This window comes from Rubripirellula amarantea (assembly GCF_007859865.1).
In the GTDB taxonomy this organism is placed as follows: domain Bacteria; phylum Planctomycetota; class Planctomycetia; order Pirellulales; family Pirellulaceae; genus Rubripirellula; species Rubripirellula amarantea.
Map to the genome: position 1 here is coordinate 2,819,317 of NZ_SJPI01000001.1, position 25,376 is coordinate 2,844,692.

Sequence of the window (25,376 nt, forward strand, 5' to 3'; positions counted from 1 at the left end):
GGCAATCACTTGACGGCGACGATGTAGCAAATCCAACTCGGGTCGCTCGGTGCCAATTCACTACGTTCCCACTTCGGGTTGTCTTCGTCTTCTTCATTTTCCCAATAGACGTGGCTTTCGCTAAAGCCTGCTTCAGCAAGCATTTCGCGAACCTCTGGAATGGTCCAGAATCGCCAATGATATTCAAAGGCTCGCTTTAGTTTGCTGCCGTCGGCAAACTTAAAGTGGATGTAGAAAGATGCATCACGGGTGATCGGGTTGAAGCTTGCTTGTTCCCAATGATATTTGAACCCCTTCTTACCCTTCTTAATCGTGCGTTTGTCGACGAGGCCTTCGTCGTAACAATCGCCGCCACCCATCATGTCCATGACCATGACACCCTGCGCGGCAAGATTACTGCGGGCAATTTTGAAATAGTCAACGACTTCTTTCCGGGTTTTGAACAACCAAAAGGAAAAGTTCTGCGCTGCTAAGACATCGGCTTGTGGCCGGTTTCTTTTGCGTACGTCTTGCTCGACGATACGAATTCGTTTCTGTTCCTCTTCGGACAATTCAGCAAGGTTGTGTTCACGTCCCCACTGCAAGGTTTCCGGGCAAAGGTCGACACCCAGGGCGGTGCGATTTTTGTCCGATGCGACCCAGTGGCAACACACTGCGAAGGTGCCGCAAAAGTCTTCTCGCAGTACCACTGGTTTCTTGCGGTAGGCATCGCGGTACGCTTGCTCGAAAAATTCGATCTCGTGCTCGGGGGTCTGGACCGATTTCTGGTAACAGACAAATTTGTCTGCTTGCTCGGCCAGCGTGGGCTTACTTTTCGCCTTGGTCGATTCGCTGCTGGATCGCGCCATGATGTTGTCTATCTTCTCGCTTGCTGAGAAGCCTTTTCAAGTTGTTCATCTAGTAGTGACTGAGCCTTGTGCCATCGTAGCTCTCCTTTGCCTCCGGGCGTGGCGTTCCTCTGCCTCAAGGTATTAGGAACCTCCAAAATATCGGCAAAATGACAGCGGACGCGAGGCCCAGTGCGAAAAAGGGTTCGCGGGTATTGGTTTTTCCCGCAAATCAGGCGATTTTTGCGTCACGGCTTAGTGCTGAACGTCGATCAATTTCTTCAGCTCGGGCCAATCTTGCGTGTTCGCGACATCTTTGGCCACCAAACCGCCTCGCCGTGCTTGGATAATTCCGTAGCCCATCACGTCCAAGCCGTCGATCGAGTGGGCGTCCGTATTGATCACGATTGGAATTCCCAAAGCTTTGGCTTTCGCCAGGTGCAAGTCATTCAAATCCAAGCGGGCGGGGTTTGCGTTGAGTTCCATGAACTTGCCGTGCTGTTTTGCCGCCGCCATGACCTGGTCCATGTCGATTTCATAAGCGGGACGACGGTTGAGCAATCGGCCGGTCGGGTGAGCGATGGCGGTGACGTTAGGATTCTCGATGGCACCGATCATTCGTTCGGTAATCTGATCGCGTGGTTGCTTCTGGCCGTAATGAATACTCGCCAGAACCCAATCGGCCTCTGCCAAGCAATCGTCAGCTAGGTCCATTCCACCGGCTTCAAGGATGTCACACTCGATGCCCTTCAAAATCGTCAGGCGGCCTTGATACTCGTTTCGAATTTCATCAATCACCGCCCATTGCTGACGCAAGCGTTTTTCATCGAGTCCCATCGCCATGGAAACACGTTTGCTGTGATCCGTGATGGCGATGTACGACAAGCCTCGTTCGATCGCAGCGTCCGCCATGTCGCGGATCGTGTGCGTACCGTCCGTGGCAGTCGTGTGCATATGCAAGTCCCCGCGAATGTCCTTCAGCTCGACTAACGTTGGCAACTTGCCGTCTTGAGCGAGCTTGAATTCTAGTCGGTCCTCGCGTAGTTCCGGGGGAATCCACGGCAGTCCGATTACCTCATAGACATCCTTTTCGGTTGTCCCCGCGATCTTCGTGTCATCGTCTATCTTGAAGACTCCGTACTCATTGATCTTAAGGCCCTTTTCCTTTGCGATCTTTCGAGTGTGAATATTGTGAGCTTGCGAACCGGTAAAGTACTGAAGTGCTGCGCCGAACTCGTCTTCCTCGACGCATCGCATGTCAAGTTGGAATGCCTTGTCCAGGCGAATCGAAATCTTTGTTTCACCGCGTCCGATGGTCTGTGACACATCGGGATAGGTGGCTAGGTGGTCCATGGCTGCTTCGCGATCGGACGCAACGACCAAAAGATCCAGATCGCCGACCGTGTCCCGGCCTCGCCGATAGCTTCCTGCCCATTCCATTTTCGTGATGGCCTTGCACTTCTGCATGTGATCAGAAATCGCGCGAGCCAATCCATCCGCTTGAGACCAATAAATTCGTGACGCCGCTTCTTCAGCGATCGCGAGTCCATCCAGGATCGCGGATTGCGTTTTTTTGCCGAAGCCCTTCAATCCCGCAACTTGGTCTTCCTGGCAGGCTTTTCGAAGATCACCCAGCGATTCAATGCCGAGTTCCTCACGCAGTTTGACCGCCTTCTTGGCTCCCAAACCAGGGATGCGAGCCATCTGGATTACTACCGCCGGCACAGCTTTTCGAAGTTCTTCAAGTTGCGGCAGGCTACCCGTTTCGACCAAGGTCTGGCACTTCTCAACCAACGTTTTTCCGATGCCCGGTATTTTCGCGAGGTCACGTTCCGGGTCACTCAAGACTGCTGCAACGGATTCGCCAAGCTCGCGAATTGCCTTTGCCCCGTTCTGGTAGGCTCGAATGCGAAAAGGATTCTCGCCACGAAACTCCAGCAGTTCAGCCATCTCTTCCAAGGCTTTGGCAATTTGAGCGTTGTCCATCAGGTCTACGTTGCGGTCGAGGGCTTGGGCTGCGTCATCAGGGAAACAACCACCAGCGTAACGAATGCGAGCGGAATCGTAACGATGCCCGGCTGGCTGAACGGAGCGATTGCTCCGGCGGGATCTAACCCGTAGACCGCCGAGTACGTGTCAGCGGAAAGCAGGATCCAGCCCAACGAGCTGAGGGCACCAATCACCACGCTTGCAATGATTCCTTCTTTGGTCGTGCCACGCCAAAACAACAGCATGACAAGTGCCGGAAGGTTGGCGCTGGCGGCGATACTGAATGCCCAGCCCACGAGGTAGCTAACATTAAGTTCCTTAAACAGAATCCCCAATACGATCGCAATGACGCCGACAACCACGGCGGCGATCTTGGCGACGCGTACCTGCGCTTGGCCTTCAAGCTCAATTCCCATTACGCCACCGATCAAGTCATGGGCAACCGCTCCGCTGCTGGCCAAGATCAGTCCGCTGACTGTTCCCAAAACGGTCGTGAAGGCAATTGCCGAGATGATCGCAAAGAGCAACGGGCTGATGCTTCGAGCGAGCAGCGGTGCCGCCATGTTGTTATCGCTTAGATCCAGCGCGCCGCTGGTCATAGCACCCAGACCAAGATAGAGCGTTAGCACGTAAAAGAATCCGATGGTGGCAATGCCCACAATGGTGCTCTTGCGTGCGGCCGCACCGTCTTTGACCGTGTAATAGCGAATTAGGATGTGTGGCAACGAGGCTGTACCGCAGAACAACGCCAACATCAGCGACAAGAAGTTAAGCTTGTCAATGAATTTGTCACCGCGAATCCCTTTGAACTTCGGGTGCTCGCCCGGCCTCAATACGCGTGTGCCTTCGGTCGGTTTTTGAAAGTAGACTTTGGTCTTCGAGCCATCGTCGTGCACGATCGTTTCGTTGCCCCATAGAATCACTTCGCTGTCGCGAATCGTGTTGAAGAACTCAAGCGGTCCTAGGGATCCCGTTTCACTCTTTCCGTCGGGCAGCTTGGAAACATGGCCAACCGGACGAAGTTGCTTTTCGCCGGGCCCCGCGCCTAGCGGAGCACCGTCGATCGTTTTGATGCCTTCGATGGTGCCTGTGGCTTGTGCTTGACGCAGCACAACTTGGCCGTCGCCCACTTCATCGATGCTGTAGATGTCAAAGCCGATTGTCTTAGGATCTTTTAATCGGACAAATCGCTTGTTGTCCCATCCGTCTTCTGGCGGCATCACATCGCGCCCACCTAGGGTTTGACTGGCGAGCAGTTCATCCGCCAACATATCGCTCGCGATCGGACCTATCGTTTCGAACGAATCGTTTGTCTTGAGTCCTTGAGCGAGCAACATGACCACAAGGACGGCACTGAAAATGACTAGTAGCGAGCCTTTTAGGAACTGCACCCACGTCGTCGAAACCATTCCGGCGGTGACCACGATCATGATCACGACGATCCCGACCATCACCACGCCGACCCAATGCGGGAATCCGAGAAGCGGTGTGATCAGCGATCCGGCGCCCACCATTTGCGGGATCAGGTAGAACACGCTCACCACCAGTGTGCTCACTCCGGCAGCAGCCTTGATGCCTCGCGAATTGAACTTCGCATCCAAGGCATCGGCGAATGTGAACTTGCCCAGTCGTTTCATCGGTTCAGCGATCACGAACAGAGCTACGATCCAACCGGCCAAGAATCCGATCGAATAAAGGAATCCGTCGTAGCCATAGGTGGCGATCATTCCACAGATACCCAGGAACGATGCAGCCGACAAATAGTCGCCGGCAAATGCAACTCCATTGATGGCCCAAGGAATTTGTCCATGAGCAGCGAAGTAACCTTCCGATGATTTCGCTTTGCGACCAAGGAAGAAACTCAGCCCTACCGTGAAGAACACGAAGAGCATGAAAATCACAACGGCAAGGATTGATGGTTCGTAAATCATTACTTGCCCTCCTGTTTCGCATCGGCTTTGGCTTTGGCGGCTAGAGCGGCTTCAGCTTCATCTTCCGCACTACCATCTCGGCACATCATCCCGTAGATCAACGCCATGATCAGGGCGGCCACGATCAGACCGAACCCGTAAACGATTGCCAAGTTTAGTCCCGCGATTGCGGTGGTTTCCATGGTGTCGGCGGCGAAGGCATTGATCAGCACAAAGCCGAGGTAAAGAAGCAAATAGATCACAAACAAGATCATGCCGAGTTTGTGATTGAATTGCCGCGCCGACGTTGGGTTGGCGTCGTTATGGTCCATGAGGGCAAACCGAAGGAGGGAGGTATTTCGAAGGGACTTAGATTAGCAGGACGCGACGCGTTAGTGTTGTCCGAGCCCCGCGAAAGCGTGGTCCGCGTCACGCCTCTTGCAGAGAGGCCCGTAACGATCGTCGTCAGGACTTTCAGACATTCTAAGCGAGGCAAACTTGTTAACAACTTTGGTTGCTTAGCAAACAAAACTATTACAGCGTGGCGGTTAGTCTGAGGCCATCGTAGGCGAGTTCAATTCCGTTGGGCAATTTGGCCATCGTCTCGCGATAGCCCAAGTCGTGACCAAGGTGCGTCAACAGCGTTCGTTCCGCCTTGACTTCCTTAGCCACCTCAATCGCCTCGTTGACACTGAAGTGAGTCGGATGAGGATGGTGACGCAGCGCACCGACCACGAACGTCTTCACTCCCTGCAATCGTTCCAAGGACTCGGGGGGGATTTCGTTGGTGTCCGTGCAATACGCAAAGTCTCCGATCCGAAATCCAAGGACGTCGAAATTAGGTCCATGCTTGAGCGGTATAGGAATAATTGACGCGCCCAAGATCTCGAATGGATCGTTTTCGTTGATGGAATGAAACTCGAGTTGCGGTCTGGCACCCGGATGCGTCGGTTTCGTTTTGCTAAACGCGTAGTCGAACGAATGTCGGATTCGTTTCTCGACTTTCGGTTCGCAGTACAACGGGACTGGTGAACCGAGTCGGAACGGAAACAGCCGCACGTCGTCGAGCCCAAACAAGTGATCAGCATGCTCGTGCGTGAATAGGACCGCGTGGGCGAGCGGAATCTTCTCTCGCAGAAATTGCGTTCGCAAGTCGGGTGGCGTGTCGATCAACAACGTGCCACCAGGAAGCTCAACGATGATCGCGCATCGCGTGCGGTTGTCGCGAGGGTCGCTGCTTTGGCAAACCGCGCAATCGCACCCGATCGCAGGGACGCCCACGCTGGTTCCGGTGCCCAGGAAGATCACCGTGGCTGATTGAGATTGAGACATAAGCGTCCAAAGATGCGAAAACTCGGTAGAAAGCCAGTGTGACGGGTAATTTTCTTGGTGAAAACGCCCCTTGGCCCTCGCCGCCAAATTCTGCGATACTCTCGTCCCCCCAAAGCAAATAGCAATCCAGATAACCACCGCCTCGAAAAGGCAAATCACGCGGGTTAAGCGGTGCCCCACGCGTGATTGTTGCCGACCCAGAATTACAAATCACACAACTCAAATCTGGAAATCCTTTCCTATGATCAAGAATTTTTCACCTGGTTCGCTGGGCATCAACGGTCGTCAAAGCGAGCTGATCGAATTGGCTCTGACCTACGGTTTCAAGGGCATGGACGTCGACATGCAAGAAATGCTTCGCCGCGCCCAGCGTAGCGAAGGCGGCATCGCTGACGCATCAAAATACCTCGACGCTGCTAAGAAGCAGTTCGATATCAAGATTGGCGGCTTCGACCTTGGTATCAACCTTGACGCCGATGAAGACGCATTCGTGGCAGCAGTCGGTGCTTTGCATCCCGTTGCCGACCTCGCCAAGCAACTCGGCGCCGCCCGCGCATACTGCAAGTTGCCAGCGGCTACCGATCGACTTCCCTACCACGAGTACTTCGAAGCTCAAACTGCTCGTTTGCGTCAAATCGCCGAAGTCCTCGGTGCACGCGACATCAAGCTTGGTATCGGCTTTTCCGCCGGAAAAGAATTGGCCGAAGGCAAAGAGTTCCCGTTCGTTCGCAACGTCGAAGGCTTTGTAAGCTTGGTCAAGGGAGTTGGTTCCGGTGCTGGCTTCTACGTCGACACTTGGGACTGGGTTGTCGGTGAAGGCGCGATGGACCAAATCAGCGAACTTAGCGTTGACCAAATTGTTGCGGTTCGATTGTGCTCGCTGACTCCGGAAGCCGATCCGGCCAAGGCTCAGTCGTTCGAGCGAGTCGTTCCTGAAGCCGATGGACTGCTCAACCACGTCAAGCTTGTCGCGCACCTTGCATCGATCGGATTCGAAGGTCCCATCAGCCCTGGCGCTCACGGCAAGAGCTACAAGGGGCAAACTCGCGAAAGCATCGTGCAAGCGGCGCAAGAGGCGATTGACGGAATCTTCACCGAAGCCGGTTTGGAAGTCGAAGCCTTGCCGAAGGACACGATCGAGGACATTCCTTACGATCCCACTCCCGTGATGTAAGATTGTTACATCGTTAGAATACGACGACGCCGTCTCATTTGAGGCGGCGTTTTTTCGTCTCCTCGAGCTTCACCCACATGCCATGACTCGACTCTTCGCCGGAACTGCTTTCGATATCCCACCGACCTGTGATGACTGCGGGAAGCTTCAATCCGAGTGCATTTGTTCGGCAGAGCAAAAAGCGGCCGCCAAAGCGGCTCGGCAGCGCGATGCTGATCGGCTTTCCCCCGGCGAGCAAAAGGCTCGCGTGAATGTCGAAAATCGCAAAGGAGGACGAAAAGTTACCGTGGTTACCGGACTGACCGCAAAGGCTAACGACTTGCCCGAACTGCTAACCAAACTGCAAGCTGTCTGTGGCACTGGCGGAACGGTCAAAGCGAAAGATGACCTGATCGAACTGCAGGGTGACCATGCCGACGTGATCCGCAAAAAGTTGCGCGAGATAGGCTATCGACTATAAGTGGGAACATCCGAATTCTGGCGGGTGGTTCTGCATGAAGTTTCGCTGCTGCCTACAATGGCGGACTGATTTTCCCTCCACCCCAAGAGACAATGATGCCAAACGTCTTCCTCCGATTCGCGTTTCCGTTCCTCGTCGCAGTCTGCATCGCGAGCACCGTTAGTGCTGCTGAGCAGCGACCGCCTAACGTGCTAATGATTTGCGTTGATGATCTCAAGCCCACGCTGGGATGTTATGGCGATCAGCATGCGGTGACGCCTAACATCGATGCACTGGCTGCTCGCGGCCTTCGGTTCGAATCCGCGTACTGTAATCAAGCGGTATGCGCACCGAGTCGCAATGCGTTGATGACGGGGCTGCGTCCTCAGACCATCGGTATTTACGACCTGGGGACAAACTTTCGCAAAGCGATCCCCGACGCTACGACGATGACAACTCATTTCATGAACCAAGGCTACCGAGCCGAAGGACTTGGGAAGATTTATCACATCGGCCAAGGCAACGGCAACGATGCGAAGTCCTGGAGTGTCCCGTGGTGGAGACCGAGAGGGTCTCAATATGTTTCCAAGCAAAACATTGCCAATCACTGGATCGACCGCATGGGAATGAAACGAGGGCCTGCGACCGAGTCCGTCGACGTTGCCGACGATGCTTATGCGGACGCAAAGATTGCCGCCGAAGCGGTGACGCGACTTGAGCGCGCTAGCAAGCAGCCCGAGCAACCGTTCTTCTTAGCAGTTGGGTTCGTAAAGCCGCATTTGCCATTTGTTGCACCCAAGAAGTACTGGGACTTGTATGACGCAAACGCTCTACCGATGCCGGAGTTTACTGAGGCTCCGGAAAACGCGCCGAAGTTTGCGAAGACGAATTTCGGCGAACTGTTGAATTATTCTGACATGCGAGAATTGAAGACGATCGATGAGGCAACCACTCGTCATCTGATTCACGGATACTATGCCGCCACTTCGTACATGGATGCTCAGGCCGGCAAGGTGCTTGATGCATTAGATCAACTAGGATTGGCCGACAATACGATCGTGGTCTTATGGGGCGATCATGGCTGGCATCTTGGCGACCACGGCATGTGGTGCAAGCACACCAATTACGAACAGGCCACCCGTATACCTTTCATCGTCGCTTCGTCGAAAACAACTGGCACCGAAACACGAGCGATGGTGGAGACGGTCGATGTGTATCCAACACTATGCGATTTGACTGGCGTCGTTGCCCCAGAAGTTATCGACGGAATAAGTTTCGCCGACGTGGTCACGGGCTCAGCATCGTCGGCCCGCCCTCACGTTACCCATGTCTATCCTCGTAACGGCATGATCGGGCGTGCCATCCGAGATTCGCGTTATCGAATGGTTGAGTGGAAGAAGCCGGCTGCAGATGCCGATTCTGCAACAATCGAACTCTACGACTATGTTGCGGATCCGCTCGAAACAAAAAACATCGCCAGTGAACAGCCCCAAGTGGTTGATGCGATGCGCGCCTTGCTTGCCAAACAACCCGAAGCGAAACCCCAGTGGCGCTCGAGCGAGAAATCGGAAAAGAAAGCTAAGCAACCGACCAAGAAAAAAATCGACCGCAACGTTCTATTTGATCGTCGGGATGCAGACGGCGACGGGGCACTCACAATGGACGAGTTCTTAACCGGCCAACCCGATCCCAAGGATGCACCGGCACGGTTCCCACGTTTCGATAAAGACGGCGACGGAAAACTCTCACGAGAGGAATTCGTCATGCCGGGCAAATGAGTTCGTGCTAGCCAACGCGACGGGTGTAGACCCACCATTCAGTGGCCAGCATTCCAAGGACGGCGACCAGTAACCAACGCCAGTACTCTTGCCGTTCTTCGATGCTGGCGGTCGCCGATGCGACCTGCTCGTACCCCAGTTCGACGCTGGGAGCAACCTTCAATTCGCTCTCGCCTTGATCGAACAAGTTCACGGCGAACAAGTCCGCTAGCCGGTCACCTTCCTTGATCTGGTAGTTGCCCGGTTCGCCAGTCTCAACGACCTCGATCATGCCTGATGGTCCAGGTTCAAGCGTGCGAAGTGTCTTGTCGTTGAGCGACAGCTTTGCTGTTGTGACAGCGCTTTCCAACCGCACTCGAACGGTTTCACCGGGGCGATACGAAGGGGCGCCAGAGGCTTCGGCTGCACCCGCGAGATACCGCAGGACGTTGAGTACGAACACCGGCCATGATCGTTCTGCGTACCAGTTGGTGTTGGTTCCGGAGTCCCCATCATCGTTCGTCGTGATGATTTCAAATCCTAGCACCATGTCTTGGAAACCATCGCGAGGAGCCAGCACCAACATTGATCCGATATCAGCACCCACGAGTTCCACCGAACCAGGCGGTCCGTCGATTCCACGCCCACTGAAGATCAGCAGCGAGAATAATTCTAAGTACTGCATCATCGGATGCGTACGATCAATGTCGACCAGCGCGACGGATGACTTCTCCGTCGACCACGACCAACCTGCCTGTGCCGCCTCAGAATCCGCAGCATTCTGGTCAGGGTTAGGTACTTCTTTGTTCGGAGGCAACGCTCCGATGAAGAAGGTGTTGGTTGCCGGCATCACCTTGGGCGAGCAGCGATCGTAGATGATGAGATCGTCCATTCCCGAAACAGCACGAATGCGATACGCATCAGAGTCCAGAAAGTCCGGCGACACAAACTCCGAGTCGCAAATCTTGGCGGCCTTGGTCGTTTGTAATCCAAGTTCCAGTGGCGTGTTTCCGGGCGTGACGACCAGCACGTTCACGTTTCGCAGCGGTGACAATGCAGCGTAAGCAATATTGTCCGTGGCGAGATCATCGTCGTAATCAAGTTTTAATTCCAACTGCACCGCTTCGTCGCTTTCGATCGAAAACGACAGGCCCGTCTGCTCTCCTGCGGCCAGCGACACGGATGATGCGTCTAAGAATTGTCCGTCCATCGAAAGCGTCGCTGAGCTTTCCACGGGCTGCGATCCCAAGTTCATGACGGTCGCGTAAGCCTGGACCTGTTGAGGATTTTCGAGATTCCGCTCCGCCGAAAACGCTGTAATGGCAAGGTTCTGGGGATCATCCGAGCCGATGCCAACATAGGTGGGAATCAAGTTTCCAAGATTGAATTCTGTCACCGGTTGAAATCCACCGTCCGAGTAGATGTACAAATCCGCCGGCAACGCTTCGGCCACTTGCACGTCATTGACGTCGCCCACTTCACTACTGCGACGTGGATTGGCGAGACCATCGGCCGCCTTCAGAGCACCTAGGATGTCGGTTGGGAAGTTCGTCGCTTGCACACGGTCGAGAGCATCTCGCAGGCGTCGCCGATCCGAAGTGAAAGACTGAACGGTGTCAGGTCGATCACTAAACGTCACCAGCATCGCGGTTTCGTCGTCCGACATTTGCTCAATGCGTTGCCCGATTAGTTTCTTGGCCAGATCCAATCGCGATGCCGCCTCGTCCACATCGGTCGCGTTCATGCTCGCGGACGTATCAAGCAGGAAAACGGATCGACCCTGCGTCGACGATTCGCCTCGCATCCCCGGGCGAAGTAAAGCCAGCGCCGCCAGCAGTACCGCCGCTAGTTGCAAGAGCAACAGCAGGCTACGACGCAACCTCTGCAGCAAACTGTTCACGTGCAGATCTTCGATGGTGCGTGACCATAAAAACGTGCTGGGCACTTCAACCGGTTCGCGGCGAAGTTTCAAAAAGTACAGCAAGACGATGCCGACCGGAACCGCCGCCATCAGTCCCCATTGCATCGGAGAAAGCGTGGAAATCCAACTCATCGAACCACGCCCCTTTCTCGCAAGTACTTTGTCACGATCGTTTCAACGGGAGTGTCGGTGCGAACAGGGATATAGACGATCGAACGTCGAGAACAAAACTGCTTCACGCTACCAATGAACTGCCGTACCGTGTCGCGGTACTTTTCCAGCACGTAAGCATTGATCGTTATCTCGGCTTCATCTCCATCTTCAATGTCAATCAGTTTTCGGTCGCCGCGAAGTGGTGGGTCGAGTTCTTCAGGGGACAAAACGTGCATGACGAAAACATCCATTCGTCGGCCAATCAACATCCGCAGCGCCGATTCGTAGCCGGCTTTGTCCATCAAGTCGCTGATTAGCACTGCAACGCCGGTGCCCGCGGTGCGCAACGAGAACTCTTTGATGCCGTCATGCAAAGAAACATTGTGTCCGGGTTCGATGGAATCCAGATAGTCCAGCATCTTCAACAGGTTGGATCGCCCGCGAAGTACGGGAGCACGACGTCCCTCGGGACCTAGGGCGGTGACGGTCACTCGGTCAGCGCGACACATGCCGACGTAACCCAAAGCCGCGGCAAGTTGTTTCGCAACGTGCAGTTTTGTGGGGTCACCGAAGTTCATCGAATCACTAGCGTCGATCATCGCGAAGAAGTGCAAGTCTTCTTCTTCGAGAAACAACTTCAGGAAAAGCTGATCGAGCCTCGCATACAGGTTCCAGTCGATCATCCTTAGATCGTCACCGGGAACGTATTGGCGGAAATCGGCAAACTCGACGCTCTCGCCTTTACGTTTGCTTCGACGTTCGCCCTTCATCCGTCCGCGAAAGACTTTTCGCGAGACGAGTTCGAGGCGTTCGAGTCGACCTAACAGATCAGGGCTAAGCAGCGAGTGACTTTTGGATTTGGGCATGCGTGTAGCTTAGCCGATTGCTATGAAACGGTGGTGGAGGTTTCACTTCCAGGTCAAAGGTAAATGTTTATCGTCCGCAGTCATCTTGCCTGGACCACGAACTCCCGAGCCTTTGCGTTTTTGCAGCTTGTCGCCAAGGTCAGCACGAGCCAACTCGGCTGCATTTTGAAGTTCCGCTAAAACATCGGGATAGTCGTTAAGCACGTTCGTTGATTCGCTGACATCATTGTCGAGGTCATACAACGCAAGTTCAGCCATTTCGTGTTGGTAAGGAATCGGCAAACCGCCCGTGCCGCCGGGATGCCCCTTCGTCGTTCGATAGCGGTGCGGAAAGACTAGCTTGAACCGTTCATTGCGAACCGCTTGCAGTTGACCACCGCCGTAGTAGCAGTAGAACGCATCGTGCGGCGTCTTGGCTCCTTCTTCACCGAGCATCAACGGGCGAATGTCTTTTCCGTCAATCTTGTGGTCGGGAAGCCTTGCGTCGATCAGTTTTGCGACCGTCGGTAGGATATCGATCGAACTGCACAAATCATCGCACGTCGTGCCTGCGGGAATTTTTCCCTTCCACCACATCAACGTGGGTTCACGGTAGCCGCCTTCGAACATCGTGCCTTTACCTTCACGAAGTGCCCCCGAGGAACCAGCGTGATTGCCATAGCTCAACCAAGGACCGTTATCACTGGTGAAAATAACTAGCGTGTTGCGTTCGATACCCATGTCTTCGATCGCGTCAAGGATTTGTCCGACGGACCAATCCACTTCCATGACGACGTCGCCAAATAAACCCGCGCCGCTCTTTCCTTCAAAGTCTTTGGAAACGTAAAGCGGTACGTGAACCATCGGGTGAGCCAAGTAGAGAAAGAACGGTTTGTCTGCTCGGTTCTTGATGAACTCGACACTACGCCGTGTGAATTCTTGGGTCATCTCGGCTTGGTGTTCGGGTAGCATGTCATCGTTCACTACTCGCACACCCTTCTTTTGATCGGCCACAATCATCGGCAGTGCAGGCCATGGGATATTGGCGTGAGGGTCATTTTGACGTTTCGCAACGGACTCGGGATGCAGTGGCCACATGTCGTTGCTGTAAGGAATGCCGTAGTACTGATCAAATCCATGCTGAGTCGGTAAGAACTTAGGGTTGTGACCTAGATGCCACTTTCCAAACATTGCCGTGTCGTAGCCTTTGGATTTGCACAGCTCCGCTAGAGTTGTTTCATCCGGGTTGATACCGATTTGCGAACGTGGGCCAAGTGCGCCCGCGATACCCAGACGCGTGTGATAAGTGCCCGTAAGAAGAGCCGCTCGGGAGGCTGAGCACACAGCGGACGAGACTACAAAGTCGGTAAACTTGCGACCTTCCGCTGCCATCCGATCTAGGTTCGGTGTCGGGTAATCCGTTGCGCCGAATGGTCCGATATCGGCGTAGCCCATGTCGTCAATGAAGATCACGACAATGTTGGGTGGCTGTTGTGAATTGGCATCCGCGAGACTCGTCAAAAAGAGAAGTATCGGAAGCAAAAGAAGTGATCGGATCATGTTGTGGTTCTTAGCGTGCAGGAGGGACCGTGCGGGAATAACGGTGCGAGTGGGCGGGGGAAGGGGAAAACTCTGCAAGGAACGCAGTGAAAGAGAAGCGTAGAAAACTGCGACGAGGTTTCCTCATGATAATTCAGTGATCGAACTCAAACTTGGACACTCCCCGTGCTCCCGTTGGTAATTGTCCAGTCACAGCGATGTCTTCGACGTGGTACTTGGTTGGTTCAAACCTCGCGCTACTGCGTTTGTCAGTGAACATGCGTTGGGGGAGTGTCAATGATTGACGAGGTTCCAAGGGAGCGTTCTGCAGATACAAGTATTGTCCGTTGATATCGACCGTCAGTTTCGCGATCGGGTGGTCCGTCAAATTCTCGACAATCACGACATCCGCCAAAACGGCGCCCGCACCGCCCGGTGTTTCGATTGGCTGTCTGCCAAGCGTTACTTTGACGGGCACCGGTGGCCCACCGACACTTTCAGGGAAAATTGCGTACACGCTCAACCCCACCACCACCATCGCCAACAGACTGGCAATCAGGCCACGACGCGAAAGTCGCAGTGTCGGGGCAATTTTGGGTGCTGTTGAGGTGCTTTCAGCGTCAGACATAGAGGTTTCTCGAGCGATGGGAAAAGCTAATTCTAAGGTAGCGGAACCACTTGGGCACCCGACGAATCTAGCAACAGCACGCCGATGACAAATTGGTCGCTCGCCGCGATCACGGGTGACCCATGCCACATGCTGCGACTCAGTTCCACGCCTGCTACATTCCATCTTCGGTCGCCCAACGAAAGCGATTCGCGACCAAGCCACTGCATCGTTGTGTTCTCAGCTTCGCCGCGGACTACAAAACAATCTTCGGTTTGCGTTGGCGTTCTCATCCGTTCGGCCAGCACTACTCGCCCGCCGGGCAATGGGTTGGGTGATGGGTAGGGAACTTTGGCAAGTAACGAATCATCACCGCCCCATCGCGACGGGGGCTCGTCAATCGAGATCGGGGCCGATTGTTTGGCAATCTGAAATTTTGCCATGAACGATTCTTCGATGGCTGATTTGGGGGCCGTCAACATATCGACGGGAATGATGGCTTGAGCTTCGCCATTGACCGCCGTAACCCACGCCGAAGCTTCGGATTTTTTCTCGCGAGCAATCCCCAAAAAGCTTTCTCGCCAGGTGGCGACGACGGGTACGGTCGCCACCGGATTGAAGTCCATTAAGTTAATTGCCGGAGCTTGCTTGAGCCACTCTTCGGCTCCCTCGTCAAGCAACCGAAAGACATCGCCATTGTTAACCGCCGATGTGTTGTCGGCGTCGAGAGTAATCACCGATATTCCGCCACGAACAATCGTTGCTAAGGATTCCGCGGAAACCTCCATCCCGGTGACGCCCAAGTCGATGTCGATTCCGCTGGTTGCCCAAAACTTAGACGACGAGCGGATAAGTCGGCGGTAGCCTTCGTCGATTCGCACCCGAATATCGACGGTCAACGAATTGGGGGACAAGTTCGTCGACAATACTCGCCCGACCTGCACGCCTCGCCATGTTACCGGTGCGCTTTCGTGAATGCCGTGGCGGTGAGCGGCGCGCAGGACCAATTCCAGCCCGCCAATCTCTCCGTCTGCGTCTGCCGGTTGTGAGGCAAGACCGCGGAAGGTCCGTTGAGCTATCGCATCACCCGAGTTCGCTTGGGGGCTGGGGATCACGCGAATGTACTTAGGACCGACTGCCGTATCCAATCCACTCACACCGCTGACCTCAATTCGTGGGCGAACGATCCAAAAGCGAGCGCCCTGGGTAGCAACGGATGAAGCATCGTGGTCCAAAATCGCTTCCACCTTGATTCCGGACATATCGTCGGCCAATCGAATGTTCACGACATGACCAATTTCGATTCCTCGATGCCGAATCTTATCGCCCACTTTAAGACCATGTCCGTCGTCGAACGAGATGGTTAGGGCGATTCCCGCTGGCTTCATCGACGACCAAACCAACACAGCAGCGATCACTAGGCAAACACCGGTCAACCACCAAAGTCTAGATGCTTTTCTTATCGACGACCGCGTAGCGATCTCAGCGACGGGAAAGGGCGATGGTTCATTCATGGTCTTCCCAAATCGAATGAGGGTCGAAAGATAAGGACGCAAGCATGCTCATCGCAACGCACGCCGTGAACGCGATTACGGCTGGACCAAATTCAAAGTGAACCAGATTTCCGAGTTTGACCAACATCACCAAGAAGGCCAACAACATCACATCCATCATGCTCCACTTGCCGACATGTTCCATCAATCGCAAGGTGAATGCTTTGTGTTGCCGTCCAAGAAACTCTAGCCAACTGAGTTCTAGCAGCAGCAAGATTTTCGAAAGGGGAAACGCGATCGAAAACAATAGCACCACGAAGCCGACAAAGTAGCTGCCGTGTTGGAACAAGTCAGCAATCCCACTCATGATGCTTTGCTGGTTGGTTTGCCCGAGTTGTTCAATCTGAAGAATAGGAAGCGTTACAGCGGGCCAGAACAGGATGAACGCTCCCATCGCTGCGGCAGCGGTACGTGAAGCGCTGACGCGGCGAGGTGTTTGAAACGTGATCGACGATTGGCATCGCGTGCACAACGCTACTTGCCCGACGCTGATCGTCGGCATCCGATGAATCAATCCGCAACAATGGCATGCGCGAAATTCGTCGGAGGTCGAGGCGTCGTCACAGGAGGTCGGCGGACTGATCACTTTACGATTGGCATCCGCCGCCGCAACAACGAGGCGCACCGCAGGACTCGCCGCTGCCCGAGATCGGCAAGCTACCACCGGACTTTACCGATGGCGAAGCTGGGACGCTGAACACTCGAGTCAGCTTCTTGCCGCCGCAATGGGGGCACTCTAGATCGGATGGGGCGGTTGCCGTTGTTCGTTGAAGGATTTCGACGACATCGCTACACGATTTGCATTCGTATTCATACAGTGGCATGCTTGTGGATCCCAGAACTAGTGAAACCTTGAAACCAAGATTTGGAAGTCACATCCTAATATGACCATGCAAGCTTTGACATGTGAGCAAGTCCGACGTGTGGACGAAATCGCGATTCGCGACTACCAAATGCCCGGTATCGTTTTGATGGAAAACGCGGGACGGGGAGCGGCCGAGATCATTCACTCGTTGTGCCCCGATGCGACCGCCCTGGTGCTTTGCGGGCGAGGCAACAATGGTGGGGACGGATACGTGATCGCCCGGCATTTGCAAATTCTAGGGCATGAGGTTTCGATTTTAGCGGTATGTGCCGTGGATGAGCTTTCCGGCGACGCAAAAGTAAATGCGGTCATTGCCGACGCGGCCGGGATTGAAATCGAAGTCATTGAAGAAAAAGCCAATCAGGAAGGAACCTCACTGGCAATGAAGTTGGGCAAAACGAACTGCATCATTGACGGGCTATTGGGAACGGGAGCAAAGCCGCCGCTTCGTGGCATCTATGCGGCTCTGGTTAGTGCGGCAAACGAGTCAGATGCGATGCGAATCGCATTGGACATACCCACCGGGTTAGATGGCGATACGGGAGAAGTAATCGGCGAGGCGTTTCGAGCGGATCATACGATGACATTTGTCGCGCCCAAAGTTGGTTTCCAACAAAAAAACGCCGACGAATTCGTCGGCGTTGTGCATGTTGTCGGGATCGGCGTGCCCACAAAATTGATCCGTGAGCTTGATTTGCCAAACAATGAGCTTGGCTTGCCGAAGAATTAGTTCGGCAATCGAGCTTGGCTAACGTAAGGGAACTCGCCGCTTAGCCCCTCGACCATGAAAGCAACCAAGTCAGCTTTTTCTTGCTCGGTCAGATTCAAGACTTTCATTTTGTCCGACAGGTAAGGGTTCTTGTGTCCGCCTTTGTCGTACCATTCAACCACTTCTTCGAGAGTCGATTGGCTTCCATCGTGCATGTAGGGAGCAGTGAAGGCAATGTTGCGTAGGGTCGGAGTCTTAAAGGCACCCTTGTCCTTTTCTTCCTTTGTTACGTCAAAGCGTCCAAGGTCGGGTGTTTCCGCATCCATTCCGACACCCAAGTTGTGGTACTGCTCATCAGTGAAATTCGCACCCGCATGACAGGCGGTGCAGTTTGCTTTCCCTGAAAATAGCGTCATGCCGCGAACGGCCGATTCGCTCATCGGATACTCTTCGGTGTCCTCTTTCAAAGCGTTGTACTTTTCTTCGAGCTCCGGTTCCTCGTCAAGATATTCCAAGTCATCGGCGAAGGCTTTCTCAAAGGCAACAAGTTGATTGTACGCATCGTAAGGCATCGGTCCCGTGACGATCGCCCTTTCGAACGTCGCCATGGCTTTGCCAACGTTATCAATGCTAAGACCGTCTTCGAAGATCTTTTCGAACTGCTTCACGTAACCTGGGATCTGAGAAATCGTTTTGACGCTCGATTCGTGAGTATTTCCCATCTCGATCGGGTTAGCGATTGGTCCAACCGCTTGGTCTTCCAAAGATGCTGCTCGTCCGTCCCAGAATTGTTCTTTGCTCAAGATGCGATTGAACGCAACGGGTGAGTTTCGTCCACCTTCTTGGCCCTGGACCCCAACACCAAACTTCATTTCTGCACCGTATCCTTGGGCGGGGTCATGGCAAGAAGCACACGAAATGGTGTTGTCGGACGACAAACGCTCATCAAAGTAGAGTTGCCGGCCGAGTTCAATCTTCGCCCGAGTCATCGGGTTGTCTTCGGGGATATAGATGTTTGCCGACGCGGTATCGAGTCCCTTAGGAAGCGCCACCTTTAACGTTACATGGTTGTCTTCGTTGGCCAGCCAGGCATCCAATTGCGAATCGGTCAGCAAACCATAACCTGGGATTCCCGACGTCAGCGAAGGATCACCCAGTACGACTTCATCAACGGAGCCCGACGACGAAGACGTCGTGGCTTCTACAGCCAATGCTAGACTAGAAAGAACGAAGACGCATCCGGCGACAAAGATGGTTTTACGTGCGAACTCAACAAAACTCTTGGACATGGATGAAACTTCTCTCACAGGTGGGCGCAACGGATTGCGTGGGGAGGGGCTGTCGACTTATATGATAACCGCATGGCTCGACATTCCAACACTCACTACGAAAACAGGGGGTGTTGCTTCGCGAGGATTTTTGCAATTTTCCGCCCCGTAACGCTCATCGGCAGTTCCGCCATTTCGTCGAGCGTCACAAATCTCCAAGGCCTTGATGGTTTTTGTCCATCGATCTCGAAGGTCGCTTGGTGCACGCGTAGTTCGATGCGGTACTTCGTCACAGCGTGCTTGATCTGTGTCAACTTTGCTCCGGCACAAAGTGTGCAACCTAGATCAAGAGAAACCTCGCCGGCGGCCTCGGCGACATCGTCGATCGAGCGGTCGATAGTTCGCGGGAAATCCCATAAACCGGACCATCGAACCCCCGGCGGCAATGGTCGCATCAAGTATTGGATTGGCCGGCCCCGTTTGGCCGGGGATTCGATCACAAACGCAAACTCGGTTCGATCTTCGTACTTTGTTTTAGTGACTTTGCCAGGGATTGATTCCTCAAGTCCCAACCGATGAGCGGCGCAATGTTTTTGTACGGGGCAGCGATCGCAAGCTGGCGTTTTAGGTGTGCAGATCAGCGCGCCCAATTCCATTGCCGCCTGATTGAAGGTCCCGGCTCCTTTTTTCGCTGGCAGCATGGACTCTGCGATTTGCCAGAGCAATTTGTTGGCGACGGTATCGGCGGGAGGTGACCGCAGGGCGACCCAGCGACTAAAGACGCGAACGGTATTGCCTTCGAGGACCGGATGCTTGGCGTCGCCGGAGATCGAAAGAATCGCGCCAGCGGTGTAGCGTCCAATGCCAGGCAAGGCGATTACATCGTCGAAGTCAGTCGGGAATTCGCCATTATGGTCAGCGACGATTTTCTTGGCTGCCGCATGGATCGAACGGGCGCGGCGGTAATAGCCAAGTCCTTCCCAGTGCGACATTAATTGTTGTTCGGGGGCGGCGGCGAGAGTTTGAACATTGGGAAACGTGTTCAAAAATCGTTCGAAGTAAGGCAAGACCGTTGCGACTTGAGTTTGCTGCAGCATGATCTCGCTGATCCAAACTCGGTAGGGAGTTGGTTCGCTTCGCCATGGCATCACGCGAGCATTCTTGCCGAACCACGCCAACAGCGACCGTCGGACGGAATTGCGCCACGATGCATCGTTCCAGGATGGGTCGTGCGGGGGCACCGTGCTCGTCTTCTTTGGGGACGACGCGTTAGTCCGCGTTTTCGATACCGCGTCGGTCACCGAGTCAGACAACGAACGATTTGATTTCTTCTTCGAAGCAGCGATGTTGCGAACCTAACTCACGAGCCAACGTAGCGACGCAACGTCACCTTCGTTTCTTTTACCTGCGCACCACGACGAAACTTGACCGTCAACTCATCGCCGGGCACGTGTTGATTGATTTCGTCTTGCAGGTCCTTGAACTTCTTAACCACCGCATCGTTGATTTGTACGATCACGTCGCTTCGAATTAACCCTGCTTCTTCAGCGGCGCTGTCTTCGATCACGTCACTGATTTCGCATTCGGTCTCGCCGTCATAGCACTTCACGCCCAAGAAGCCACCTTGGCGGTGTTCAATCGTCAAATCAGGTGAAGCGGCATTCATTGAACGCACTCGGTCCTTCGACAAACCTGTCCCCATCAGGCTCAGTTTGTTTCGCACGGCAACTCGTTCCAAGTCGCCAGCTAGTTCGTCTGTTAAAGGAACGTAGCGAAACTCGAGCGTTTCAAGCGACTTGACCTTTTCAAGGGGCACTAGGGTATCGGGTTGCAGTTTGCCATCGACAATGGCGAGCGATCGAAGGTTTGGCATCTGAGCAACGTTTTCGAGAACCTCTTTAGAGATGCCGCTTCGCATCACGCGAACTTTCTCGACGCCTGTTAGCCAACGAAGCCACTGCAACGACTCGTCATCGCCATGAAACTTGTCGTCGATTTGCACAATCATTTGCGTGGTGCTAATCGCGCCGATCATGAAATCGTCGATGCCGACAAAGACGCCAGCGGAAGCAAGTTCGACACGAGCACGCTCGGAACGCTGTTCGCCAATTTCACGCAGCGCAGATTTTGCACTCGACGCGATGCGTCCGGTTGCGTTGCGGGAAAGATTCTCGAGTTCGTCCCACGCTCCACCATCCTGAGCCGGAGGATGGTTGATCGCGATCTGGGAAATCGCAGATGTCGCTCGCTCGATCGATTCGAGGTCACCGCTACGCATTGTTTCGACAAGCGCGGCGATCGCCTCGGGACCCTGTTCAACCAACTTTTTTTCGGCTAGCTCACGACGCAGATAGTGGTCATTAGAAAGCTGCAGGACCCAATATCCGGCCGTCTGCTCGTCATGAATTGCAGGTGGATCAGCCTTCGCCGTGGCCGCGAACATCAACACCATGCCAACGGCAAAGCGGCTGATGCGACGCGTAAAAGGAGACTGATACATGGTTTTCGTCCACAAAGTTAAGGTCCTGCGCGACCCAAGCGGGAGGCTTCATTGTAGGCTTCATCGTGTCGTTACGTCATCGCCACCTAGCGGGTTTGGCTTAGTTTCGCTGCGAGCCTTGTCCTGACCGAGTGTGTCCATCATCCTGGTCACTGGAATCACCAGTGGGCGGGACGGTCGCTGGACTGTCGTCTTCGAGGCGGCGGTCGGGAGGAAAGTCCGGGCTCCGCAGGACAGGATGGTTGATAACGTCAACCGGCCGCGAGGCTAGGGAAAGTGCAACAGAAAGTAGACCGCCACGGCTTGCCGTGGTAAGGGTGAAACGGTGCGGTAAGAGCGCACCAGCGGTCGAGGTGACTCGATCGGCTAGGTAAACCCCATCCGGAGCTAGACCAAACAGAATGGAGGAGGACACGCGATCGGGTTTCGGCCCGAAAGAGGTGTCTTCCACGAAGCGGTCCGTTTCGTTACCACATTCGGGTAGGTCGCAATTGAGGCGGCGAGCGATCGCCGTGCACAGATAAATGACCGTCGGCGGGAGCGATCTTCGCTTCCCGTCACAGAACCCGGCTTACAAGCCCACTGGTGATTCCAATTTTTTCCTGCGGCTTGTGCGTCGTGATTTGACCGTTCGAGATTGGAGCGATCCCGATTTCTAAGCCTTTATTTATACGCCTCGGTTTCTAAGCCGCCGTCTCCAGTCGCCGTTTCCAGCCTCCGAATCAAAGCCCCTGAAATTGCCGATGATCATGAGTGTTCCCAATCCCCGAACGATGATTTGCAGCGGATGCGGTAAAAAGTTTCGCATTGATCAAACGTTGACGCCGCCCTTTTGCAGTGAGCAATGTCAGATGGCTGATTTGAATCGCTGGTTAAGCGAAGAGATCAGCGTGCCTCACGAGGGCGGTAATCCCGGTCAATCGCCCAAGGAAATTCGTTTCGATGACGATGACGACGAAGATGAGTGAACTTGATGCAGCCTGAACCCCCTCTTCACTCTTTACAGTGACCGGTCCAACGGCGACAATTGGGCCTGAACCTAAGTCAAACCTTTCCGAGCATTCGCCGGGAAGGTTTCTTTTTTGCCATACTCAAACTCTCGAAATTTCTGCAAGGAAACGGCGTTATGCATGATTCAGTCCCCATGACGCGCACGGGCTACAACAAGCTTAAGGCCGAAGTTGACCGCCTCGAGAATGTGGAAATGCCTTTGATTACCGAAAAGATCGCCGAGGCTCGCGCCGAAGGTGACTTGAAGGAAAATGCCGAGTATCACGCTCAACGCGACAACCAAGGCATGTTGATGGCGAAAATCAACGAGCTGAAGGACAAGATCGCGAGGGCGTCGATCATCGATACGTCGCAGTTGCCCAAGGACGAAGTGGTCTTTGGCTGCACCGTTACGGTCGAGGATTTGGCCTACGGTGACGAGGAAGAGTTCACGCTCGTTGGTGAAGGCGAAGCCGATATCGACGCGGGCAAGATTCTTGTCACCAGTCCGTTCGGACAGGGGTTGATTGGCAAGAAAGTCGGGGAAACCGCAGAAATCACAGTTCCCGCTGGCAAGTTAAAGTTCAAAATCTTGAAAATTGAATTCCGTGACTGATTCAACCAATCCCGGTGAAGAAGGCAGTAACCCGGCGATCGAATCCGAACCGCTCGAGATCGTCGACGATGGTCCGGGTTGCATGCCGGCTATCCTGGCCGCGACGGCGCTAACCGGAATCTTGGGTTTCGTGCTGTGCGGATTCACGACCTGGGTTTTGTTTCAAAAACGAACCGAGATGGCTGTGCGAACGCTTCGCAACGCGTACGTCCCCGAACTCGAACAAAGTTTGCTGGACCCGGATTCCAAACAAGGCGTCATAAAGCAAATCAAGCAATTGATCGGCGATATGGAACGCGGCAAATACGAAGACTGGCAATCCGCCGGAGTAATGCAGCGTTTGCAGCGATTGCCGGTGTTGCAGTGGGGCGATCTTCAAGCGGTTGAATCGTTCATCGCTAAAGCCGGTTCAAAAGACCAAGCCACGGAAGCCAAACGGCAATTCGACCGGTTGCGTCTAGCAGTTCGTGATGGCCGAGCGACTTCATTCGACTTCTACGATGTCTTGAAACCGGCTCAGGTCGACGACCCTTCCGCTTCAACGGGGCGTCGCGTGATGTCGCCGCTTAAGCTCGAACCAGCCCTCGAAGTCGTTCCGCTGGCGCGATTGTTGGCCGACCGAGAGCAGGTAACCGCTGATCCCACGGAAAACGTGTCGATCGAGGCGATTGTAAAGGCAGAAATCGAAGCTGGCCTGAAAGATGGGACCTATTAGCGCTTCGCGGGCCTGTTCAAGGGTTCCATTGGCGCTACAGTAAGCGGTCGGAGAGTTAGGCGACTTTCCCATCTCTTGCCCTTTGTCTGAGGTTACCCGTTGTCAAGTCGTAAAGTGGTCGTTGTCGGTGCTGGACCGGGAGGTCTCGCTTCCGCGATGCAACTCGCTAAAGCGGGTTGCGATGTGACTGTGCTCGAACGACGCGGCAAGGTGGGCGGCCGAACGTCGGCGATCGAAATCGAAGGGTTTCGATTCGACTGCGGTCCGACGTTCTTTTTGTACCCACGCGTGCTGGGCGAAATCTTTCGATCGGTCGGTTACGAATTGGCCGATGAAGTGCCAATGCACCGACTTGATCCGCAGTATCGTTTAACGTTTGGTGGCGGCGGTCAGCTCGATTGCACCCCTGACATGGACGAAATGGATCGACAGATCGCCAAATTTGCGCCGTCGGATGTCGGCGCACTTCGGCGATACATGGACGACAACCGAGTCAAACTCGAAAAGTTTCGTCCGATCCTCGAATCGCCGTTCAGTTCCCCGATGGATTTGCTTCGTCCTTCGGTGCTTGGGGCAGCACGCCATCTTCATCCGATGCGTTCCTTAGGAACCGAACTAGAGCGGTACTTCAAAGATCCTCGCCTAGTAATCGCGTTCGCATTCCAGGCTAAATACTTGGGGATGTCGCCGTTTCAATGTCCGAGCTTGTTCAGCATTTTGTCGTTCCTTGAATACGAGCACGGCGTCTGGCATCCCGAGGGTGGATGCAGCCGAGTTAGCGAACGAATGGCCGAGCTTGCCGAGGAAATGGGAGTTAAGTTTCGACTTAACGAATCGGTGACATCGGTGGAAATGCAAGGTCGCCAACTGACAGCTTTGCATACCGATAGTGACCGATACGAAGCGGATGCGTTTGTGGTCAACGCGGACTTTGCTGACTGGATGAGCAAGACGGTTCCGAATGAAACTCGGAAACGTTGGAGCAACGAGAAGCTCGCGCAGAAGAAATATTCGTGCAGCACTTACATGCTCTACCTTGGCATTGAAGGTAGCTACGACCTGCCGCACCACAACATTCATATCTCCGAAGACTACGAAAGGAATCTTCGTGAGATTGAGATCGAACAAGTGCTCAGCAAAGATCCATCGTTCTATGTGCAGAACCCATGTGTGACCGATTTGTCGTTGGCACCATCGGGAATGAGTTCGCTGTACGTGTTGGTTCCTGTCACGCATGAGAGCAAGCATGTTAATTGGAAGACGGAAGCGGACGGTTTCCGTGAACTCACCCTCGACAAACTAGCGGCAATCGGAATGGATGACATCCGCGACCGCATTCGTGTCGAGCATCGGATCACGCCGGACGATTGGCAAAATCAATACGCGATCTACAAAGGTGCAACGTTCAACCTAGCGCACAACCTTGGCCAAATGCTTCACAACCGTCCACACAACCGGTTCGAAGAAATGGATGGTGTCTATTTGGTCGGCGGTGGGACTCATCCTGGCAGTGGGCTTCCCGTGATCTACGAGTCGAGTCGAATTACCACTCGATTGCTACTCGATGACCTTGGGATGTCGACTCAGTTCATCGACGAGGGAACGAAAATGAAAGTCAGTGGATTCGAGACACCGGTATTTGCGTGACACCCGTTTCACATTATTGC

The 25,376-nt window shown here is 54.2% G+C and carries 23 protein-coding genes and 1 other RNA gene; 9 read left to right on the plus strand and 15 right to left on the minus strand.

Features of this window, described 5'->3' with window-relative positions; all coding sequences use genetic code 11:
• Positions 1 to 5: 5 nt before the first annotated feature.
• From Pla22_RS10345 to Pla22_RS10365, 5 genes are all read right to left on the minus strand, one after another.
• Positions 6 to 848, minus strand: a complete 843-nt coding sequence (locus tag Pla22_RS10345) for a class I SAM-dependent methyltransferase (protein ID WP_146514544.1) — start codon at positions 846 to 848, stop codon at positions 6 to 8.
• Positions 849 to 1,082: 234 nt separating this feature from the next.
• Entirely contained in the window at positions 1,083 to 2,813 is a 1,731-nt protein-coding gene (polX, locus tag Pla22_RS10350; protein WP_146514545.1) for a DNA polymerase/3'-5' exonuclease PolX, read from the minus strand.
• 5 nt (positions 2,814 to 2,818) lie between these two features.
• Complete coding sequence (locus Pla22_RS10355) at positions 2,819 to 4,747, minus strand: sodium/solute symporter (RefSeq protein ID WP_146514546.1); 1,929 nt, start codon at positions 4,745 to 4,747, stop codon at positions 2,819 to 2,821.
• A complete protein-coding gene (locus Pla22_RS10360; RefSeq protein WP_146514547.1) occupies positions 4,747 to 5,058 on the minus strand; it encodes a DUF485 domain-containing protein in 312 nt (103 codons plus the stop codon). The genes Pla22_RS10355 and Pla22_RS10360 overlap by 1 nt, the downstream gene beginning before the upstream one ends.
• Before the next feature lie 202 nt (positions 5,059 to 5,260).
• A complete protein-coding gene (locus Pla22_RS10365; RefSeq protein ID WP_146514548.1) occupies positions 5,261 to 6,058 on the minus strand; it encodes an MBL fold metallo-hydrolase in 798 nt (265 codons plus the stop codon).
• Between the two features lie 241 nt (positions 6,059 to 6,299).
• Here Pla22_RS10365 and Pla22_RS10370 point away from each other — a divergent pair, with 241 nt between their 5' ends.
• The 3 genes from Pla22_RS10370 to Pla22_RS10380 all read left to right on the plus strand — a co-directional run bounded on the left by Pla22_RS10370 (position 6,300) and on the right by Pla22_RS10380 (position 9,449).
• Entirely contained in the window at positions 6,300 to 7,232 is a 933-nt protein-coding gene (locus Pla22_RS10370) for a TIM barrel protein (RefSeq protein WP_146514549.1), read from the plus strand.
• Positions 7,233 to 7,314: 82 nt separating this feature from the next.
• Positions 7,315 to 7,692, plus strand: coding sequence for a translation initiation factor (locus tag Pla22_RS10375; protein ID WP_146514550.1), 378 nt, complete (start codon positions 7,315 to 7,317; stop codon positions 7,690 to 7,692).
• Positions 7,693 to 7,787: 95 nt separating this feature from the next.
• Positions 7,788 to 9,449, plus strand: coding sequence for a sulfatase-like hydrolase/transferase (locus Pla22_RS10380; RefSeq protein WP_146514551.1), 1,662 nt, complete (start codon positions 7,788 to 7,790; stop codon positions 9,447 to 9,449).
• Between the two features lie 7 nt (positions 9,450 to 9,456).
• Here Pla22_RS10380 and Pla22_RS10385 read toward each other — a convergent pair whose 3' ends face one another.
• The 7 genes from Pla22_RS10385 to Pla22_RS10415 all read right to left on the minus strand — a co-directional run bounded on the left by Pla22_RS10385 (position 9,457) and on the right by Pla22_RS10415 (position 16,870).
• Entirely contained in the window at positions 9,457 to 11,481 is a 2,025-nt protein-coding gene (locus Pla22_RS10385; RefSeq protein WP_146514552.1) for a vWA domain-containing protein, read from the minus strand.
• Complete coding sequence (locus Pla22_RS10390) at positions 11,478 to 12,368, minus strand: DUF58 domain-containing protein (protein ID WP_146514553.1); 891 nt, start codon at positions 12,366 to 12,368, stop codon at positions 11,478 to 11,480. The genes Pla22_RS10385 and Pla22_RS10390 overlap by 4 nt, the downstream gene beginning before the upstream one ends.
• 42 nt (positions 12,369 to 12,410) lie before the next feature.
• Positions 12,411 to 13,907 carry a sulfatase family protein gene (locus Pla22_RS10395; RefSeq protein ID WP_146514554.1) on the minus strand — a complete coding sequence of 499 codons (1,497 nt, stop codon included), beginning with the start codon at positions 13,905 to 13,907 and terminating at the stop codon, positions 12,411 to 12,413.
• A gap of 133 nt (positions 13,908 to 14,040) precedes the next feature.
• A complete protein-coding gene (locus Pla22_RS10400) occupies positions 14,041 to 14,514 on the minus strand; it encodes a hypothetical protein (RefSeq protein ID WP_146514555.1) in 474 nt (157 codons plus the stop codon).
• A 32-nt stretch (positions 14,515 to 14,546) separates the two neighbouring features.
• On the minus strand, positions 14,547 to 16,007 hold the full coding sequence (locus Pla22_RS10405) for an MlaD family protein (protein WP_146514556.1): 1,461 nt from the start codon (positions 16,005 to 16,007) through the stop codon (positions 14,547 to 14,549).
• Positions 16,000 to 16,548, minus strand: coding sequence for a paraquat-inducible protein A (locus Pla22_RS10410; RefSeq protein WP_146514557.1), 549 nt, complete (start codon positions 16,546 to 16,548; stop codon positions 16,000 to 16,002). The genes Pla22_RS10405 and Pla22_RS10410 overlap by 8 nt, the downstream gene beginning before the upstream one ends.
• 85 nt (positions 16,549 to 16,633) lie before the next feature.
• Positions 16,634 to 16,870, minus strand: a complete 237-nt coding sequence (locus Pla22_RS10415; protein WP_146514558.1) for an FmdB family zinc ribbon protein — start codon at positions 16,868 to 16,870, stop codon at positions 16,634 to 16,636.
• Between the two features lie 66 nt (positions 16,871 to 16,936).
• Here Pla22_RS10415 and Pla22_RS10420 point away from each other — a divergent pair, with 66 nt between their 5' ends.
• Complete coding sequence (locus tag Pla22_RS10420) at positions 16,937 to 17,641, plus strand: NAD(P)H-hydrate epimerase (RefSeq protein ID WP_242631918.1); 705 nt, start codon at positions 16,937 to 16,939, stop codon at positions 17,639 to 17,641.
• On the opposite strand, the gene Pla22_RS10425 is transcribed toward Pla22_RS10420, so the two are convergent.
• The 3 genes from Pla22_RS10425 to Pla22_RS10435 form a co-directional block, all read right to left on the minus strand.
• Positions 17,638 to 18,909 carry a cytochrome-c peroxidase gene (locus Pla22_RS10425; protein WP_146514560.1) on the minus strand — a complete coding sequence of 424 codons (1,272 nt, stop codon included), beginning with the start codon at positions 18,907 to 18,909 and terminating at the stop codon, positions 17,638 to 17,640. The two genes, Pla22_RS10420 and Pla22_RS10425, sit on opposite strands and share 4 nt — an antisense overlap.
• 95 nt (positions 18,910 to 19,004) lie before the next feature.
• Positions 19,005 to 20,129, minus strand: a complete 1,125-nt coding sequence (gene mutY / locus Pla22_RS10430) for an A/G-specific adenine glycosylase (protein ID WP_242631919.1) — start codon at positions 20,127 to 20,129, stop codon at positions 19,005 to 19,007.
• A gap of 119 nt (positions 20,130 to 20,248) precedes the next feature.
• Positions 20,249 to 21,388, minus strand: coding sequence for a PDZ domain-containing protein (locus Pla22_RS10435; protein WP_146514561.1), 1,140 nt, complete (start codon positions 21,386 to 21,388; stop codon positions 20,249 to 20,251).
• Between the two features lie 161 nt (positions 21,389 to 21,549).
• Here Pla22_RS10435 and rnpB point away from each other — a divergent pair.
• The 5 genes from rnpB (at position 21,550) to Pla22_RS10460 (ending at position 25,356) form a co-directional block, all read left to right on the plus strand.
• Positions 21,550 to 21,978: RNase P RNA component class A (gene rnpB / locus Pla22_RS10440), an RNA gene on the plus strand.
• A gap of 159 nt (positions 21,979 to 22,137) precedes the next feature.
• The gene (yacG, locus tag Pla22_RS10445) at positions 22,138 to 22,356 is read left to right on the plus strand and encodes a DNA gyrase inhibitor YacG (RefSeq protein ID WP_242631920.1); all 219 of its coding nucleotides are present in this window, start codon (positions 22,138 to 22,140) and stop codon (positions 22,354 to 22,356) included.
• Positions 22,357 to 22,514: 158 nt separating this feature from the next.
• The gene (gene greA / locus Pla22_RS10450) at positions 22,515 to 22,994 is read left to right on the plus strand and encodes a transcription elongation factor GreA (protein WP_146514563.1); all 480 of its coding nucleotides are present in this window, start codon (positions 22,515 to 22,517) and stop codon (positions 22,992 to 22,994) included.
• Positions 22,987 to 23,709, plus strand: coding sequence for a hypothetical protein (locus tag Pla22_RS10455; RefSeq protein ID WP_146514564.1), 723 nt, complete (start codon positions 22,987 to 22,989; stop codon positions 23,707 to 23,709). The genes greA and Pla22_RS10455 overlap by 8 nt, the downstream gene beginning before the upstream one ends.
• A gap of 99 nt (positions 23,710 to 23,808) precedes the next feature.
• The gene (locus Pla22_RS10460) at positions 23,809 to 25,356 is read left to right on the plus strand and encodes a phytoene desaturase (RefSeq protein WP_146514565.1); all 1,548 of its coding nucleotides are present in this window, start codon (positions 23,809 to 23,811) and stop codon (positions 25,354 to 25,356) included.
• Positions 25,357 to 25,376: the final 20 nt, after the last annotated feature.

What these genes read in the sequence shown, in the direction of transcription:
- Pla22_RS10345 (WP_146514544.1), bottom strand. Translation starts at nt 848, where the DNA reads ATGGCGCGATCCAGCAGCGAATCGACCAAGGCGAAAAGTAAGCCCACG.
- polX (WP_146514545.1), bottom strand. Translation starts at nt 2,813, where the DNA reads ATGGACAACGCTCAAATTGCCAAAGCCTTGGAAGAGATGGCTGAACTG.
- Pla22_RS10355 (WP_146514546.1), bottom strand. Translation starts at nt 4,747, where the DNA reads ATGATTTACGAACCATCAATCCTTGCCGTTGTGATTTTCATGCTCTTC.
- Pla22_RS10360 (WP_146514547.1), bottom strand. Translation starts at nt 5,058, where the DNA reads ATGGACCATAACGACGCCAACCCAACGTCGGCGCGGCAATTCAATCAC.
- Pla22_RS10365 (WP_146514548.1), bottom strand. Translation starts at nt 6,058, where the DNA reads ATGTCTCAATCTCAATCAGCCACGGTGATCTTCCTGGGCACCGGAACC.
- Pla22_RS10370 (WP_146514549.1), top strand. Translation starts at nt 6,300, where the DNA reads ATGATCAAGAATTTTTCACCTGGTTCGCTGGGCATCAACGGTCGTCAA.
- Pla22_RS10375 (WP_146514550.1), top strand. Translation starts at nt 7,315, where the DNA reads ATGACTCGACTCTTCGCCGGAACTGCTTTCGATATCCCACCGACCTGT.
- Pla22_RS10380 (WP_146514551.1), top strand. Translation starts at nt 7,788, where the DNA reads ATGCCAAACGTCTTCCTCCGATTCGCGTTTCCGTTCCTCGTCGCAGTC.
- Pla22_RS10385 (WP_146514552.1), bottom strand. Translation starts at nt 11,481, where the DNA reads ATGAGTTGGATTTCCACGCTTTCTCCGATGCAATGGGGACTGATGGCG.
- Pla22_RS10390 (WP_146514553.1), bottom strand. Translation starts at nt 12,368, where the DNA reads ATGCCCAAATCCAAAAGTCACTCGCTGCTTAGCCCTGATCTGTTAGGT.
- Pla22_RS10395 (WP_146514554.1), bottom strand. Translation starts at nt 13,907, where the DNA reads ATGATCCGATCACTTCTTTTGCTTCCGATACTTCTCTTTTTGACGAGT.
- Pla22_RS10400 (WP_146514555.1), bottom strand. Translation starts at nt 14,514, where the DNA reads ATGTCTGACGCTGAAAGCACCTCAACAGCACCCAAAATTGCCCCGACA.
- Pla22_RS10405 (WP_146514556.1), bottom strand. Translation starts at nt 16,007, where the DNA reads ATGAATGAACCATCGCCCTTTCCCGTCGCTGAGATCGCTACGCGGTCG.
- Pla22_RS10410 (WP_146514557.1), bottom strand. Translation starts at nt 16,548, where the DNA reads ATGCCGACGATCAGCGTCGGGCAAGTAGCGTTGTGCACGCGATGCCAA.
- Pla22_RS10415 (WP_146514558.1), bottom strand. Translation starts at nt 16,870, where the DNA reads ATGCCACTGTATGAATACGAATGCAAATCGTGTAGCGATGTCGTCGAA.
- Pla22_RS10420 (WP_242631918.1), top strand. Translation starts at nt 16,937, where the DNA reads ATGCAAGCTTTGACATGTGAGCAAGTCCGACGTGTGGACGAAATCGCG.
- Pla22_RS10425 (WP_146514560.1), bottom strand. Translation starts at nt 18,909, where the DNA reads ATGTCCAAGAGTTTTGTTGAGTTCGCACGTAAAACCATCTTTGTCGCC.
- Pla22_RS10435 (WP_146514561.1), bottom strand. Translation starts at nt 21,388, where the DNA reads ATGTATCAGTCTCCTTTTACGCGTCGCATCAGCCGCTTTGCCGTTGGC.
- yacG (WP_242631920.1), top strand. Translation starts at nt 22,138, where the DNA reads ATGAGTGTTCCCAATCCCCGAACGATGATTTGCAGCGGATGCGGTAAA.
- greA (WP_146514563.1), top strand. Translation starts at nt 22,515, where the DNA reads ATGCATGATTCAGTCCCCATGACGCGCACGGGCTACAACAAGCTTAAG.